This is a genomic window from Mycobacterium sp. WUMAC-067, from assembly GCF_020217485.1.
Lineage (GTDB): Bacteria > Actinomycetota > Actinomycetes > Mycobacteriales > Mycobacteriaceae > Mycobacterium.
The window spans coordinates 102978-117088 of sequence record NZ_JAEKMI010000012.1 but is presented as its reverse complement, the minus strand read 5'-3'; the positions used below and the strand labels follow the sequence as shown (position 1 = coordinate 117088).

The window sequence follows — 14111 nt, the reverse complement described above, 5'->3', positions numbered from 1 at the left end:
GACGACGTCATAGCGAATGGACCAGCGACACCAGGTCGGTCAACAGTGCGGGGTCGGTCTCGGGCAGCACGCCGTGGCCGAGGTTGAACACGTGACCGGCGGCGCCGGCGTCGATCGCGCGCCTACCGTCATCGACGACGGTGCGCGCCGCGCGTTCGACCACCGGCCAGCCCGCCAGCAGGACCACCGGATCGAGGTTGCCCTGCAACGCCGTGCCGGGTTCCACCCGGGCCGCCGCGTCGGCGAGCGAGGTTCGCCAATCCACGCCCACCACGGACGCGCCGACCGCCGACATCGCGCCCAGCAGTTCGGCCGTGCCGACGCCGAAATGCGTCATCGGCACGCCGTAATCGGCCAGGGCGGCGAAGATCCGGGCGCTGTGCGGCTGCACGTACGCGCGGTAGTTCGCCAGCGACAGCGTCCCGGCCCACGAGTCGAACACCTGGATCGCGTCCACCCCGGCGTCCAGTTGTACCCGCAGGAAACCGACGGTGATGTCGGTCAGCTTCTCCATCAACGCATGCCAGCTGTCGGGCTCGGCCAGCATCATCGCCTTGGTGCGCGCATGGTGACGGCTGGGCCCGCCCTCGATCAGGTAGGACGCCAGGGTGAACGGCGCGCCGGCGAAACCGATCAGCGGAACGTCGCCGAGCGCGGACACCAGCAGCGACACCGCATCCGAAATCGGCTGAACTCGTTGCCGTTCAAGGGGTTTGATCGCGGCCACGTCGGTGGCGGTGCGCACCGGCGACTCGATCACCGGCCCGACCCCGGCGACGATGTCCAGGTCGATGCCGGCGCCGAGCAGCGGCACCACGATGTCGGAGAACAAGATCGCCGCGTCGACGTCGTGGCGGCGCACCGGCTGCAGGGTGATCTCGCAGACCAGCTCGGCGTCGAAACACGCCGACAGCATGTCGTGCTGGGCCCGCAGCGCCCGGTATTCGGGCAGCGACCGGCCGGCCTGCCGCATGAACCACACCGGGACCCGGCGGGGTTTGCGGCCGCCCGCGGCGGCCAGATACGGCGACTCGGGAAGGTCGCGACGGGTGTGCAACGGCCTGTTCATCGGCCTCAATGCTGCCATGACCACAAAACGCCGAACGCCGCTGCGTACTATCGCGACCGCGACCGTTTGAACGTCAGGAGCCCGGATGCCAGTCAGCCAGCCCCCAGTCAATTACGACGAGTTCCCCAGCCTGCGCTGCGAGCTCGGTGAGAACGGCGTGCTGACGCTGGTTCTCGACTCCCCGGGGCTCAATTCGGTCGGGCCGCAGATGCACCGCGACCTCGCCGACATCTGGCCGGTGATCGATCGCGACCCGGCCGTGCGCGTCGTCCTGGTCCGCGGCGAGGGCAAGGCCTTTTCCTCCGGCGGCAGCTTCGACCTGATCGCCGAGACCATCGGCGAGTACGAGGGCCGGATCCGCATCATGCGCGAAGCCCGCGACCTGGTGCACAACATGATCAACTGCGACACCCCCGTGGTGTCGGCGATCCGGGGACCGGCGGTGGGTGCGGGCCTGGTGGTGGCGCTGCTGGCCGACATCTCGGTGGCGGGCCGCACCGCGAAGCTCATCGACGGGCACACCAAGCTCGGCGTGGCGGCCGGCGACCACGCCGCGATCTGCTGGCCGTTGCTGGTCGGCATGGCCAAGGCCAAGTACTACCTGCTGACCTGCGAAACCCTGCTCGGCGAGGAGGCCGAGCGGATCGGCCTGGTCTCCACCTGCGTCGACGACGACGACGTCCTGTCCACCGCCACCCGGATCGCCGAGAACCTGGCGCAGGGCGCACAGAACGCCATCCAGTGGACCAAGCGCAGCCTCAACCACTGGTACCGCATGATGGGCCCCACCTTCGAGACCTCGGTCGGCCTGGAATTTCTCAGCTTCAGCGGCCCCGACGTGCAGGAAGGCCTGGCCGCCCACCGCGAGAAGCGCCCCGCCCGGTTCACCGGCGGATCTGCCTCCTGAGCAGGACATATACGTTTGGTGGAGGGCTGGTAACGGCTTGATCGCGGCGGGTTTGAAACCCGGCGCGCCTGTCGCGGCGTGTCGGACGATAGGTCTACCGTCGATCCCTGTGACCCGTGCCGTGACAACGCAGAACGGTCGGGATGAACAGGAGCGACGGCAAGTGACCTCATCCGAACCGGCCCCCTTCCGCGAGGCGGTGGCGGCCATGAACGCCGTCGTCGTGCGGCCGGAGATCGAGCTGGGTCCGATCCGGCCGCCCCAACGCCTGGCACCCCACAGCTACGCACTGGGCGCCGAGGTCAAACATCCCGACCGCGAGATCATCCCCGAACGGTCCGACGGCGACGCCTTCGGACGGCTCATCCTGCTGTACGACCCCGAAGGGGCCGACGCGTGGGACGGCACCATCCGCATGGTCGCCTACATCCAGGCCGACCTGGACCCCAGCGAGGCCGTCGACCCGCTGCTGCCCGAAGTAGCGTGGAGCTGGCTGGTCGAGGCACTGGAGTCACGCATGGAACACGTCGTCGCGCTGGGCGGCACCGTCACCGCCACCACCTCGGTGCGTTACGGCGACATCTCGGGGCCGCCGCGCGCCCACCAGCTCGAGCTGCGGGCGTCCTGGACCGCGACGTCGCCCGCCGTCGGCGCGCACGTCGAGTCGTTCTGCGAGGTGCTGGAACACGCCGCGGGCCTGCCGCCCGCCGGAGTCACCGACCTGAGCTCGCGGTCACGCGCCTAGCATGGGCGAGCCGTCGCCCGACGGGCCGGGCAGCGACGCGCCCGGCAGCACCGAACCCGCGCCCACCCCCCTGCCGCATCCGGCCGAAGGCGTCCCACCCATCTCGGTCAGCGTGTACGAGATCGAGGCCGCGGCACAGCGGCTGGCCGGCGGTCGGGGGCCGTTCGCGGTGGATGCCGAACGGGCATCGGGTTTCCGCTACTCCAACCGGGCCTACCTGATCCAGATCCGCCGGGCCGGCTCCGGCACCGTGCTGATCGACCCGGTAAGCCACGGCCGCGACCCGCTCGAGGCCCTGCGGCCGGTGGCCGACGTGCTGGGCACCGACGAATGGATCCTGCACTCCGCCGATCAGGACCTGCCCTGTTTGGCGGAGGTGGGCATGCGACCGCCGACGCTGTATGACACCGAGCTCGCCGGGCGGCTGGCCGGGTTCGAACGCGTGAACCTGGCCACCATGGTCGAGCGGCTGCTGGGTTTCGGGCTGGCCAAGGGCCACGGCGCGGCCGACTGGTCCAAGCGGCCCCTGCCGGCCGACTGGCTCAACTACGCCGCCCTGGACGTGGAACTGCTCATCGAGCTGCGCGCGGCGATCGCGGACGTCCTCGCCGGGCAAGGCAAAAGCGATTGGGCCGCACAGGAATTCGACTACCTGCGGGACGTGGGCTCGAAAGAGCCGGGCGCCGCCGCGCGACGGGACCGGTGGCGACGAACGTCGGGGATCCATCGGGTGCGGGATCAGCGCGGGCTGGCCGCGGTGCGTGAACTGTGGCTGACGCGCGACCGGATCGCGCAGCGCCGCGACATCGCCCCGCGCCGCATCCTTCCCGACTCGGCCATCATCGATGCCGCGCTGGCCAACCCGACGACGGTCGAGGAACTGGTCGCGCTGCCCGTGTTCGGCGGGCGCAATCAACGCCGCAGCGCCGCGACGTGGCTGGCGGCGCTGGACGCCGCGCGCGAGAACAAGAATCCGCCCGCGGACGCCGAACCGCCGAACGGCCCGCCGCCGCCGGCGCGGTGGAGCCGGCGCAAACCGGAGGCTGCCGCGCGGCTGGAGGCCGCGCGGGCGGGGCTGTCGGAGGTGTCGGAGCGGGTGCACGTCCCCACCGAGAACCTGGTCTCACCGGACCTGGTGCGACGGCTGTGCTGGGACTGGGAGGCCGCGCCGGATCCCTTCGAGGCCGTCGAGGCGTTTCTGCGGGCCGGGCAGGCCCGGCCGTGGCAGCGGGAGTTGGTGGATCCGGTGCTGGCCCGGGCGCTGCAGCCGCCGGAGGACGCCGACTAGTCGAGGTGCTCGCGGATTTCGGCCTCGGCGTCGCTGCTGGCCAGCGCGGCGACCCAACCGGTGATGCGGCGTGCCACGTCCTGATCCGTCAGCGCCAGGTCGGCGAGTAGCTCGCCCCGCGAAGCGTGCTCGTAGAACCGCTGCGGCAAGCCGACATCGCGGCACGGCACGTCGATCTCGGCGCGGCGCAGGGCGGCCGACACCGCCGAACCCACACCGCCGTTGACGCCGTTGTCCTCGCAGGTGACGACCAGTTTGTGCCGCCCCGCCAGGTCGACGAGCGTGTCCGACACCGGCAGCACCCAGCGCGGATCGACGACCGTGACGCCGATCCCCTGGTTGTGCAGCCGCTTGGCCACGGCCAGCGCCATCCGCGCGAACGCGCCGACACCCACCAGCAGCACGTCGTGGTTGCACCCACTGGCCGGAACCGCGAGCACGTCGACACCCGAGAGCCCCGACCCGACGCGTTCGATCGCCGGGATGTCCTCGCCCACATCACCTTTGGGGAAGCGCAGCGCCGTCGGCCCGTCGTCGACCTCGAGCGCCTCGCCGAGCTCCTCGCGCAACCGGGTGGCGTCGCGGGGCGCGGCCGCCCGCATGCCCGGCACGATGCCCAGCATCGACAGGTCCCACATCCCGTTGTGGCTGGCGCCGTCCGAGCCGGTGATCCCGGCCCGGTCGAGCACCATGGTGACGGGCAGCCGGTGCAGCGCCACGTCCATCATGATCTGGTCGAAGGCCCGGTTGAGGAAGGTCGAATAGATGGCCACCACCGGGTGCATCCCGCCCATTGCCAGGCCGGCCGCCGACGTCATCGCGTGCTGCTCGGCGATGCCGACGTCGAACAGGCGGTCCGGGAACTGCTGCCCGAACGGCGTCAGCCCGGTGGGTCCGGGCATGGCCGCGGTGATGGCCACGATGTCGCGGCGCTTGCGGGCGTAGCCGATCAGCGCGTCGGAGAAGGTCGCCGTCCACCCGGGGCCCGCGATGCTGGTCGCCTGGCCGGTCAGGGGATCGATCACCCCGCAGGAATGCATCTGCTCGGCTTCGTCGTCCTCGGCGGGCGCATAGCCCATCCCCTTGCGGGTCACCACGTGCACGATCACCGGGCGCCCGAAACCACGGGCGTGGCGCAGCGCGGCCTCCACCGCGCGCTCGTCGTGGCCGTCGACGGGGCCCACGTACTTCAGGCCCAGGTCGGTGAACAGCAGCTGCGGCGACAACGAGTCCTTGATGCCGGCCTTGACGCTGTGCATGACGCGGTAGGCGAGCCTGCCGACCAGCGGCAGCGCCCGCAGCGCGTCGCGGCCCCGTTCCAGGGCCTGCTCGTAGACCGGTTGCAGCCGCAGCGTGGCGAGATGGTCGGCCACACCGCCGATCGTCGGGGCGTAGCTGCGGCCGTTGTCGTTGACCACGATGATCACCGGGCGCCCGGACGCGGCGATGTTGTTCAGCGCCTCCCAGCACATGCCGCCGGTGAGCGCCCCGTCTCCGACCACCGCGACCACGTGCCGATTGCGGTGCCCGCTCAGCTCGAAGGCCTTGGCCAGGCCGTCGGCGTAGGACAGCGCGGCGCTGGCGTGGCTGGACTCCACCCAGTCGTGTTCGCTCTCGGCGCGCGACGGATACCCGGACAGCCCGCCCTTTTTGCGCAGGGTCTCGAACTCGTGGGAACGCCCCGTCAGCATCTTGTGGACGTAGGCCTGATGGCCGGTGTCGAAGATGATCGGATCGTGGGGCGAGTCGAACACCCGGTGCAGCGCGAGCGTCAGTTCGACCACGCCCAGATTGGGCCCGAGGTGTCCCCCGGTGGCAGCGACCTTGTGAATCAGGAACTCGCGAATCTCGGCGGCCAATTCGCGGAGCTGATGCGTAGAAAGGTGCTGCAGATCAGCGGGCCCGCGGATCTGTTCCAGCATCCCGTCAGTCTACGCAGCCGACGACGCAGGTTTGGTAGCGTCAATGCGCGGTGAGCCGGGAAGCCTGGTCGGCACGTCTTCTTCCGACCCAGGAGTACGCCATGACCGCACCACACAATCCCAGCGGACGTATCGTCGCAGTGTGCGCGCGGAGCAGATCGCCGAGGACTTCCCCGTCGTCAGCATTGACGCGGACGCGCTGGACGCCGCCCGGATGCTGGCCGAGCACCGGCTGCCCGGGCTGTTGGTCACCGACGGCTCGGGGCGCCCCTACGCGGTGCTGCCCGCCTCCCAGGTCGTCCGCTTCATCGTGCCCCGTTATGTGCAGGACGATCCGTCGCTGGCCGGCGTGCTCAACGAATCGACCGCCGATCGCTGCGCGGAAAAGTTGAGCGGCAAGAAGGTGCGCGACGTGCTGCCCGACCATCTGGTCGACGTGCCCCCCGCCAACGCCGACGACACCATCATCGAAGTGGCCGCGCTCATGGCGCGGCTGCGCAGCCCGCTCGTCGCGGTGGTCAAAGAGGGCCGGCTGGTCGGGGTGATCACGGCGTCGCGGGTGCTCGCCGCCGCGCTGAAACCCTGATGCCACAGGCACATCGATGAGCTTCATCGCGATCCTGGTCTTCGTGGTCGCCTATGCCCTGATCGCCAGCGATCGCGTCAACAAGACGTTCGTGGCCCTGGCCGGCGCCGGGATCGTGGTCACCCTGCCGATCATTCACTCCGACGACATCTTCTACTCGCGCGGAACCGGAATCGATTGGGACGTCATCTTTTTGCTGCTGGGCATGATGATCATCGTCAGCGTGCTGCGGCAGACCGGCGTGTTCGAGTACGTGGCGATCTGGTCGGCCAAACGCGCCCGCGGTTCCCCGCTGCGCGTCATGATCCTGTTGGTCCTGGTGACCGCGATCGCGTCGGCCCTGCTCGACAACGTCACCACCGTGCTGCTCGTCGCCCCGGTCACGCTGCTGGTGTGCGAGCGTCTGGCGATCAACGCGGCACCCTTTCTGATGGCCGAGGTGTTCGCCTCGAACATCGGGGGCGCGGCGACCCTGGTCGGTGACCCGCCCAACATCATCATCGCCAGCAAGGCCGGCCTGACGTTCAACGACTTCCTCATCCATCTGGCGCCGATCGTGGTCATCGTCATCGCCGTCCTGATTGCGTTGTTACCGCGCCTATTTCCCGGGGAATTCGACGTGGATCCCGAGCGGGTCGCCGATGTGATGTCGCTGGAGGAAAAGGAGGCCATCCGCGACCCCCGGCTGCTCATCACGTGCGGCGTCGTTTTGCTGGCGGTGTTCACCGCGTTCATCGCCCACTCGCCGCTGCACATGGAGCCCTCGGTGGTGGCGTTGTTGGGCGCCGGGATACTGGTCGTGGCGTCCCGGCTCAAGCCGTCCGACTACCTGTCCAGCGTGGAATGGGACACGCTGCTGTTCTTCGCCGGCCTGTTCATCATGGTCGGCGCCCTGGTGAAGACGGGTGTCGTCAAACAGCTTGCCCACGTGGCGATCACGGCCACCGGCGGGAACACATTGACCGCGACGATGATCATCCTGGTCGCGTCGGTCGTCATCAGCGGGGTCGTCGACAACGTTCCGTACGCGGCGACGATGGCGCCGGTGGTGGCCGACCTGGTGCCCGCCCTGAGCGATCACGCCAACCCCGGCGTCTTGTGGTGGTCGCTGGCGCTGGGCACGGACTTCGGCGGCAACCTGACCGCCATCGGCGCCAGCGCCAACATCGTCCTACTCGGAATCGCCCGCCGCGCCGACAATCCCATCTCCTTTTGGGAATTCACCCGCAAGGGCGCGGTCGTCACCGCCGTCTCCGTCGCGATGTCCGCGCTGTACCTGTGGCTGCGGTATTTCGTGATGGGCTGACGGCCTTAGTGTTTGGCGCGGAAGCGGACGAACAACGGCCAGGCAAGCGCCAGGTTGTACACGACGCCGCCGACAAGGTAGGGCCACCAGGCGCCATAGTCGCTGGCGACCCAGAACGCCTTGGCGGCCCAATAGGCCGGCAGCACCCCGAAGGCGAGGTTCCAGTTGGAGTCGACGAACCATGGCAGGCAGGGCAGCCCGGCAATCAGCATGCCCAGCGCGCGAACCATGGCCAAACCCTGGATCTTGTTGTTCGCCAGGGCCAGTATCAGCAACAGGGTCACGACCGCCGACAGTCCCGCCAGTATTCCGATCGGGATCAGCGACGGCACCAGGCCCGGCATGAGTATCCCGCTGAGCGACATGGTCGCGACGACGTAGGTGGTGGTCACCACCATGACCGTGGCTGCGCGATAGGCAAAGAAGGCCGACAGCGGCACCGGCGTCACCCGTAGCGCGGTCAGCGTGCCGGCGTCGAGCTCGTCCAGAACCAGGAACGCGGCGATCGCGGCGGTGATGATGATGCTGGTCAGCAGCAGGAACGCGGTGAGGACCAGCGGGTAGTAGGGAACCAGATCGAACCCGTAGCGGTCGGCCAACATCTCGGTGATGCGCGGCGTGAGAATCGCAACGCCGGTGGTCCATATGACTGGGGCGACCACGATCATCCACAGCAGTGGATCGCGGTAGGTTCCGCGAATGTCGTTGCGGCCGAACGCGACCAACGCCCGCGCGCTGACGAGGCCTGACATCGCCATCAGAGCGCACCCGACCTTTCGATGACGTCGCGATCGAACATCGCGTTGGCCGCCCTGCCCAACCCCGCCAGGCACGCGACCGGATACAGGGCCGCGTACACGACTTGCCACGGCGCCAGACTCACCTGATCGAACGCGGCCCCCAACAGCAACAGGGGGCCCTGCGTGGGGATGAGGTAGAGCACCGGATTCGGCCAGAGGCCGGAGTAGTACACGACCGGCGGCACCAGCATGATCGCCAGTGGGACGGTCGCCGCCAGGAACCAGTCGGTCACGGAGGAAAACGGCAGCGAGGTCACGAAACCCACCAGCAGCATCAACAGCGTCCCGAGCACAACGCCGAGCACCAGCGGCGCGGGATTATAGTCGAACCCATGCACGATGCTTGCCACAGTCATCGCCACGAACAGTGAAATACCGAGCAGCACAGTCAGTTTGGCGGCCAGGTATTCGGAGAACCGCAGCGGCGTGGAAACGACCGCGCCGATCGTGCGTTCCTGCTTCTCGAAGAACACCGTGCCCCCGATGAAGAAGAACCCGATGATCGCAATGTCACCCACCAGCACATACGGCTCCGCGACCGGGCGCAGGCCCGGCGGCATCGGCAACAGCACGGCCAGCCAGATCAGACCCGAGAAGACACCCGCATGCAGGAACTTCTGCCGCACTTGCAGCGTCAGCTCGAGTCGCAGCGCGCTCGCCAACCTGGTCATCCCAGCCGCCTTCCGGTCGTCTCGACGAACACATCGTCGAGGCTGGCCTCCCTGCTGTGGATGGTCTCGACGTGGTGGTCGCGCAGCGCCGCATGAAACGCCGGATCGTCGGCCAGGCCGTCCATTCCGAACTCTGCGGTCACCAGACGCCCGTCGTCGCCCCGGTACTCCACGCGCACCAGCCGCCGGCTGCGGGCGATTTTGAGCTCGGCGGGCGTGTCCATCGCGACGATCGCCCCGTCGACGACAAAGGCCACGCGGTCGCACAGCTCGTCGGCGGTCGCCATGTCATGGGTGGTGAGAAAAACCGTGCGGCCGCGTGCCTTCAGGTCCAGGATCATGTTCTTGACCTTGCGGGCGTTCACCGGGTCCAGGCCGGAAGTGGGCTCATCGAGGAAGAGCAGTTCGGGGTCGTTGATCAGCGACCTGGCGAACGTCAGCCGCATCTGCATTCCCTTGGAGTACTTGCCGACTCGTGTGTGGGCGTCGTCGGCCAGGTCCACCGCGTCCAGCAGTTGCATTGGATCCAGCGTCGCGCCCGCGTACAACGATCCGAAGAATTGCAGATTCTCCAGCCCGGTCAGCTTCTGGTAGTGGTTGGGCAGTTCGAACGAGACACCGATGCGCTCGTAGTAATCGGAACCCCAGGCCAGTGGGTCCCTGCCCCAGATCGCGGCCTCCCCGCCGTGGCCGCGGAGCAGGCCGATGAGAAGTTTCTGCGTCGTCGACTTCCCGGCGCCGCTGGGGCCCAGAAAACCGAAGATCTCACCGCGGCTGACGGTGAAGTCCATGCCCCGCACGGCGGGTTCTGGCGCCTTTGGGTAGGTGAACGTAAGGCCACTGACGCGGATCACGTCGGCCGTGGTGCCTGGCAATGTGGTTGTCGCCCCGAGGTTTTGCATGACGCGCTTGTCCCCTTCCGGGTCAGCGCGGTGCGTCGGCCGGCTGCCGGCACCGCGTGCATACGGATACCTTGTTCCGACCAGACTTCCCGGAGCGCCGCAGCACACTATACTGAACTTTCAGAAATTACTGAATACCCAACGCACGAGAGGGGCGCGCGTGGCCGAACGTGCTGATCAACGCGATGCGGCCGAACAGCTCGCACTCGTCCTCGTCGATCACGGGCTGCAACGCATGACCGCCCGAGTGCTGGCCACGTTGCTGTTCACCGAGCGCGCCAGCATGACGATGGGCGAGTTGGCCGAGCGGCTACAGGCCAGCTCGGGCGCGATCTCGGGTGCACTCAAGATGCTCACCTCCGTGGGTCTGGCCGAGCGGGCGCCCGCCCCCGGCAGCAGACGGGATCACTACCGGCTGCGCGACGACGCGTGGGCGACCCTTTTCACCAACCAGAACGTCGTGATATCGGCGATGCAGGCCGCCGCTGAGGCCGGGATTGCGGCGACAGGCTCGGATAGCGTTGCCGGGCAACGGCTCACGCGGATGCGCGACTTCTACGCGTTCATGCTCGACGAGATCCCGGCGATGCTCGAGCGCTGGCAGCAGCGCGGCTAGCGCGTCAGCAGCGCGACGCATTCGGTGTGATGGGTCAACGGGAAGGCGTCGAACACCTTGATCTTCTCGACGGCATAGCCGTGGCCGAGGTAGATCCCGATATCGCGCGCGAAAGATGCTGCCTCACAACCGATGTGCACGACACGCGGGACACCGGCCGCGGCCAGCAGATCGATGATCTCGCGCCCGGCGCCCGCCCGCGGCGGATCCAGGACCGCCACATCTGCTGTTGAGGCGCTCCCCCGCTGCGCCGCCAGCGCGCGCCGCACCGAGTCGGTGACGACCTGCACCTGGGTGAGATCGGCCAGCGCGGCCCGGGCGGCCCGCGTCGACGCGCGCGAGGTGTCCACGCTGAGCACCCGACCCGAGGGCCCCACGGCCTCGCCCAGGACGGCGGCGAAAACGCCTGCGCCACCGTAGAGATCCCAGGCGCTCATGCCGGTACCGGCGGCCGCCCAGTCGGCGACCAGACCGCTGTAGGTCGCCGCGGCATCGCGGTGCGCCTGCCAAAAGGCGGTCACCGGCACGTGCCAGGTGCGCCCCGCCACCCGCTGCACCGCCTCATAGCGGCCCTGCGTCACCTTGGTCGCGGTGCGTCTGCCCTGCCGCAGGGTGCGCACCACATGGCGCGCCCCGTCGTCGTCGACGGCCACGTGCAGCTGGGCGCCCGCCGGCCACTCGGTCTCGGCGATCCCGTCGAGCATGGCGCCCGGCAGCTGCGCACAGCGCAGGTCGGTCACCAAATCGTCGCTGTGGTAACGGTGAAAGCCCGGCCGACGGTCGGCCCCCACATCGAGGCGGACGCGGGTGCGCCAGCCCGTGGGTCCCGACGGCAGCGGCTCGGCCTCGCCGCTCCAGCGATGCCCGCCGAGGCGCTCCAGCTGGTTGGCCACGACGTCGGCCTTGAGCGCGCGCGCCACCTCGGGGACGGCGAACGCCAGGTCGCAGCAGCCGGCACCGTCGACCCCGGCGATCGGGCACAGCGACGCCGTACGACCCTCGGCCGGCTCGAGGACCTCGATAACCTCTGCGTGCCAATACGATCGGCGATCCGCCGTCACCCGGGCGCGCACCCGCTCACCGGGCAGCGCGTACCGGACGAACACCACCCGGCCTTCGTGATGCGCCACGCAGCTGCCGCCGTTGGCCGGGGCACCCGTGGTCAACGTCAGCTCCCCCACCGGGGGCCGCACGCCGCGCGGTGCGCGGGTCGATTCGCGGGTCAATCGAAAATACCCCGACGCGCGTCGCCCGGCGCCACATGCGGCTGCAACGTCTTGCGCCGTTCCGACGAACTCAGTTGCCACGGAACCGAAGTCACCATGACGCCGGGCATGAACAGCAGCCGGCCCTTGAGCCGCAGCGCGCTCTGGTTGTGCAGCACCTGCTCCCACCAGTGCCCCACCACATACTCCGGGATGAACACCGTGACCACGGTGCGCGGCGACTCCTCCCTGGCCCGCTTGACGTATTCCAGTACGGGACGGGTGATTTCGCGATAGGGCGATGCGATGACCTTGAGCGGAACGCTGATATCGCTTTCCTCCCACTTGTGCACCAGCTCGCGGGTTTCGGCGTCGTCGACGCTGACCGTCACGGCCTCGAGAACGTCGGGCCGGGTGGCCCGCGCGTAGGCCAGCGCACGCATCGTCGGCAGGTGCAACTTCGACACCAGCACCACGGCGTGATTGCGGCTGGGCAACACCACGTCCTCCCCGCCTTCGGCCTGCTTGGCCAGTTCGCGGTTCACGGTGTTGTAGTGCCGGTGAATCATCTTCATCATTCCGAACAGCAGGCTCATCGCGAACAGGGCGATCCAGGCCCCGGCGACGAACTTGGTGACCAGGACCACCAGCAAAACCGCACCGGTGGAAAGCAATCCGACGGTATTGACCACCCGTGAGCGCATCATCCTGCGCCGCGCCGCCGGATCGGTCTCGGTGCGCAGCAACCGGGTCCAGTGCCGCACCATGCCGACCTGGCTCAGCGTGAACGAAATGAACACGCCGACGATGTAGAGCTGAATCAGCGCCGTGACCTCGCCGCGGAACGCCACGATCGCCAGCACCGCCACCCCGGACAGGAACAGGATCCCGTTGGAGAACGCCAACCGGTCTCCGCGGGTGTGCAATTGGCGCGGAAGGTAGCTGTGCTGCGCCAGGATCGAACCCAGCACCGGAAACCCGTTGAACGCGGTGTTGGCCGCCAGCACCAGGATGAGGGCGGTCACCGTGGCGATCAGCAGGAACCCGAGATGAAAGCCGCCGAACACCGCTTGCGCCAGTTGGGTGACCAGGGTCTTTTGGTAGTAGCCCTTCGGGGTCCCACTCAGTTGCGTCGCGGGATCCTCGACGAGCTGAACCCCGATCTTCTGAGCCAGCACGATGATGCCCATCAGCAGGGTCACCGCGATGACGCCCAACATCAGCAGGGTCGTGGCCGCGTTGCGCGACTTGGGTTTCTGAAACGCCGGCACCCCGTTGCTGATCGCCTCGACACCCGTGAGCGCCGCGCACCCCGAGGAAAACGACCGCGCCACCAAGAACGCCAACGCGAAACCGACGACCTGGCCGTGTTCGGCGTGCATCTGGAAACCGGCGGACTCCGCCCGCAACGGATCACCCAGCACGAAGATCCGGAACAGGCCCCAGCCGATCATGACGAGGACACCGATGATGAACGCGTAGGTCGGGATGGCGAACGCCACCCCGGATTCGCGCACCCCACGCAGGTTCAGCGCCATCACCAGCAAAATGGAGGCCACGCAGAAGAACACCTTGTGTTCGGCCACGATCGGGATGGCCGAGCCGATGTTCGCCATCGCCGATGCCGTCGAAACGGCCACGGTCAGAACGTAATCCACCATCAGGGCGCTGGCCACGACGAGGCCCGCGGTCTCGCCGAGGTTGGTGGTGACCACCTCGTAGTCGCCGCCACCGGACGGGTAGGCGTGGACGTTCTGCCGGTAGCTGGCGACCACCACCAACATGACCGCGGCCACCGCGAGCCCGATCCACGGCGTCAGCGCGTATGCCGACACCCCCGCCACCGAGAGCATGAGGAAGACCTCCTCGGGCGCATACGCCACCGAGGACAGCGCGTCGGAGGCGAACACCGGCAAGGCGATCCGCTTGGGCAGCAGCGTGTGGCTGAGCCGGTCGCTGCGAAACGGCCGGCCGATAAGCAACCGACGAGTGGCGGTTGAAAGTTTGGACACGAGAGCCAAGAGTAAGCCCAGACGGGTTTGACGGTAGCGTTCGTGGACGAGAATGTTCGCCGACCGAAACGGCTTGCCCACG

The 14111-nt window shown here is 68.4% G+C and carries 13 protein-coding genes; 6 read left to right on the top strand and 7 right to left on the bottom strand.

Going from position 1 to position 14111, the window contains the following annotated elements:
- Positions 1-7 precede the first annotated feature (7 nt).
- Positions 8-1057, bottom strand: a complete 1050-nt coding sequence (gene hemE, locus JF781_RS11205; protein WP_225327713.1) for a uroporphyrinogen decarboxylase — start codon at positions 1055-1057, stop codon at positions 8-10.
- 97 nt (positions 1058-1154) lie between these two features.
- On the opposite strand from hemE, the gene JF781_RS11200 reads away from it, so the two are divergent.
- The 3 genes from JF781_RS11200 to JF781_RS11190 all read left to right on the top strand — a co-directional run bounded on the left by JF781_RS11200 (position 1155) and on the right by JF781_RS11190 (position 4009).
- Entirely contained in the window at positions 1155-1976 is an 822-nt protein-coding gene (locus JF781_RS11200) for an enoyl-CoA hydratase/isomerase family protein (protein WP_225327702.1), read from the top strand.
- Positions 1977-2184: 208 nt separating this feature from the next.
- Complete coding sequence (locus JF781_RS11195; RefSeq protein ID WP_255641709.1) at positions 2185-2721, top strand: DUF3000 domain-containing protein; 537 nt, start codon at positions 2185-2187, stop codon at positions 2719-2721.
- Position 2722: 1 nt separating this feature from the next.
- Positions 2723-4009, top strand: a complete 1287-nt coding sequence (locus tag JF781_RS11190; RefSeq protein WP_225327700.1) for a ribonuclease D — start codon at positions 2723-2725, stop codon at positions 4007-4009.
- On the opposite strand, the gene dxs is transcribed toward JF781_RS11190, so the two are convergent.
- Positions 4006-5931, bottom strand: coding sequence for a 1-deoxy-D-xylulose-5-phosphate synthase (gene dxs / locus JF781_RS11185; RefSeq protein ID WP_225327699.1), 1926 nt, complete (start codon positions 5929-5931; stop codon positions 4006-4008). The genes JF781_RS11190 and dxs overlap by 4 nt on opposite strands.
- Positions 5932-6073: 142 nt before the next feature.
- Between dxs and JF781_RS11180 the strand changes: the two genes are divergently transcribed.
- Positions 6074-6517: a CBS domain-containing protein gene (locus JF781_RS11180; protein WP_225327698.1), complete on the top strand. Its 444-nt coding sequence runs from the start codon at positions 6074-6076 to the stop codon at positions 6515-6517.
- A 16-nt stretch (positions 6518-6533) separates the two neighbouring features.
- Positions 6534-7823, top strand: a complete 1290-nt coding sequence (locus JF781_RS11175) for an SLC13 family permease (RefSeq protein WP_225327697.1) — start codon at positions 6534-6536, stop codon at positions 7821-7823.
- A gap of 5 nt (positions 7824-7828) precedes the next feature.
- Here the strand turns inward: JF781_RS11175 and JF781_RS11170 are convergent, their stop codons facing one another.
- From JF781_RS11170 to JF781_RS11160, 3 genes are read right to left on the bottom strand one after another with little or no spacing between them, the layout of a single operon-like run.
- Positions 7829-8581 carry an ABC transporter permease gene (locus tag JF781_RS11170; protein ID WP_374109692.1) on the bottom strand — a complete coding sequence of 251 codons (753 nt, stop codon included), beginning with the start codon at positions 8579-8581 and terminating at the stop codon, positions 7829-7831.
- Positions 8581-9294 carry an ABC transporter permease gene (locus tag JF781_RS11165; protein ID WP_225327696.1) on the bottom strand — a complete coding sequence of 238 codons (714 nt, stop codon included), beginning with the start codon at positions 9292-9294 and terminating at the stop codon, positions 8581-8583. The genes JF781_RS11170 and JF781_RS11165 overlap by 1 nt, the downstream gene beginning before the upstream one ends.
- A complete protein-coding gene (locus JF781_RS11160; RefSeq protein WP_225327695.1) occupies positions 9291-10196 on the bottom strand; it encodes an ABC transporter ATP-binding protein in 906 nt (301 codons plus the stop codon). The genes JF781_RS11165 and JF781_RS11160 overlap by 4 nt, the downstream gene beginning before the upstream one ends.
- A 160-nt stretch (positions 10197-10356) precedes the next feature.
- Here JF781_RS11160 and JF781_RS11155 point away from each other — a divergent pair, with 160 nt between their 5' ends.
- Complete coding sequence (locus tag JF781_RS11155) at positions 10357-10812, top strand: MarR family transcriptional regulator (RefSeq protein ID WP_308011545.1); 456 nt, start codon at positions 10357-10359, stop codon at positions 10810-10812.
- Here JF781_RS11155 and JF781_RS11150 read toward each other — a convergent pair.
- Entirely contained in the window at positions 10809-12005 is a 1197-nt protein-coding gene (locus JF781_RS11150; protein ID WP_225327710.1) for a class I SAM-dependent RNA methyltransferase, read from the bottom strand. The two genes, JF781_RS11155 and JF781_RS11150, sit on opposite strands and share 4 nt — an antisense overlap.
- A 29-nt stretch (positions 12006-12034) precedes the next feature.
- Positions 12035-14029, bottom strand: coding sequence for an APC family permease (locus JF781_RS11145; protein ID WP_225327694.1), 1995 nt, complete (start codon positions 14027-14029; stop codon positions 12035-12037).
- Positions 14030-14111 lie beyond the last annotated feature (82 nt).

What these genes read in the sequence shown, in the direction of transcription:
- JF781_RS11200 (WP_225327702.1), top strand. Translation starts at nt 1,155, where the DNA reads ATGCCAGTCAGCCAGCCCCCAGTCAATTACGACGAGTTCCCCAGCCTG.
- JF781_RS11175 (WP_225327697.1), top strand. Translation starts at nt 6,534, where the DNA reads ATGAGCTTCATCGCGATCCTGGTCTTCGTGGTCGCCTATGCCCTGATC.
- JF781_RS11190 (WP_225327700.1), top strand. Translation starts at nt 2,723, where the DNA reads ATGGGCGAGCCGTCGCCCGACGGGCCGGGCAGCGACGCGCCCGGCAGC.
- JF781_RS11195 (WP_255641709.1), top strand. Translation starts at nt 2,185, where the DNA reads ATGAACGCCGTCGTCGTGCGGCCGGAGATCGAGCTGGGTCCGATCCGG.
- JF781_RS11165 (WP_225327696.1), bottom strand. Translation starts at nt 9,294, where the DNA reads ATGACCAGGTTGGCGAGCGCGCTGCGACTCGAGCTGACGCTGCAAGTG.
- dxs (WP_225327699.1), bottom strand. Translation starts at nt 5,931, where the DNA reads ATGCTGGAACAGATCCGCGGGCCCGCTGATCTGCAGCACCTTTCTACG.
- JF781_RS11170 (WP_374109692.1), bottom strand. Translation starts at nt 8,581, where the DNA reads ATGGCGATGTCAGGCCTCGTCAGCGCGCGGGCGTTGGTCGCGTTCGGC.
- JF781_RS11160 (WP_225327695.1), bottom strand. Translation starts at nt 10,196, where the DNA reads ATGCAAAACCTCGGGGCGACAACCACATTGCCAGGCACCACGGCCGAC.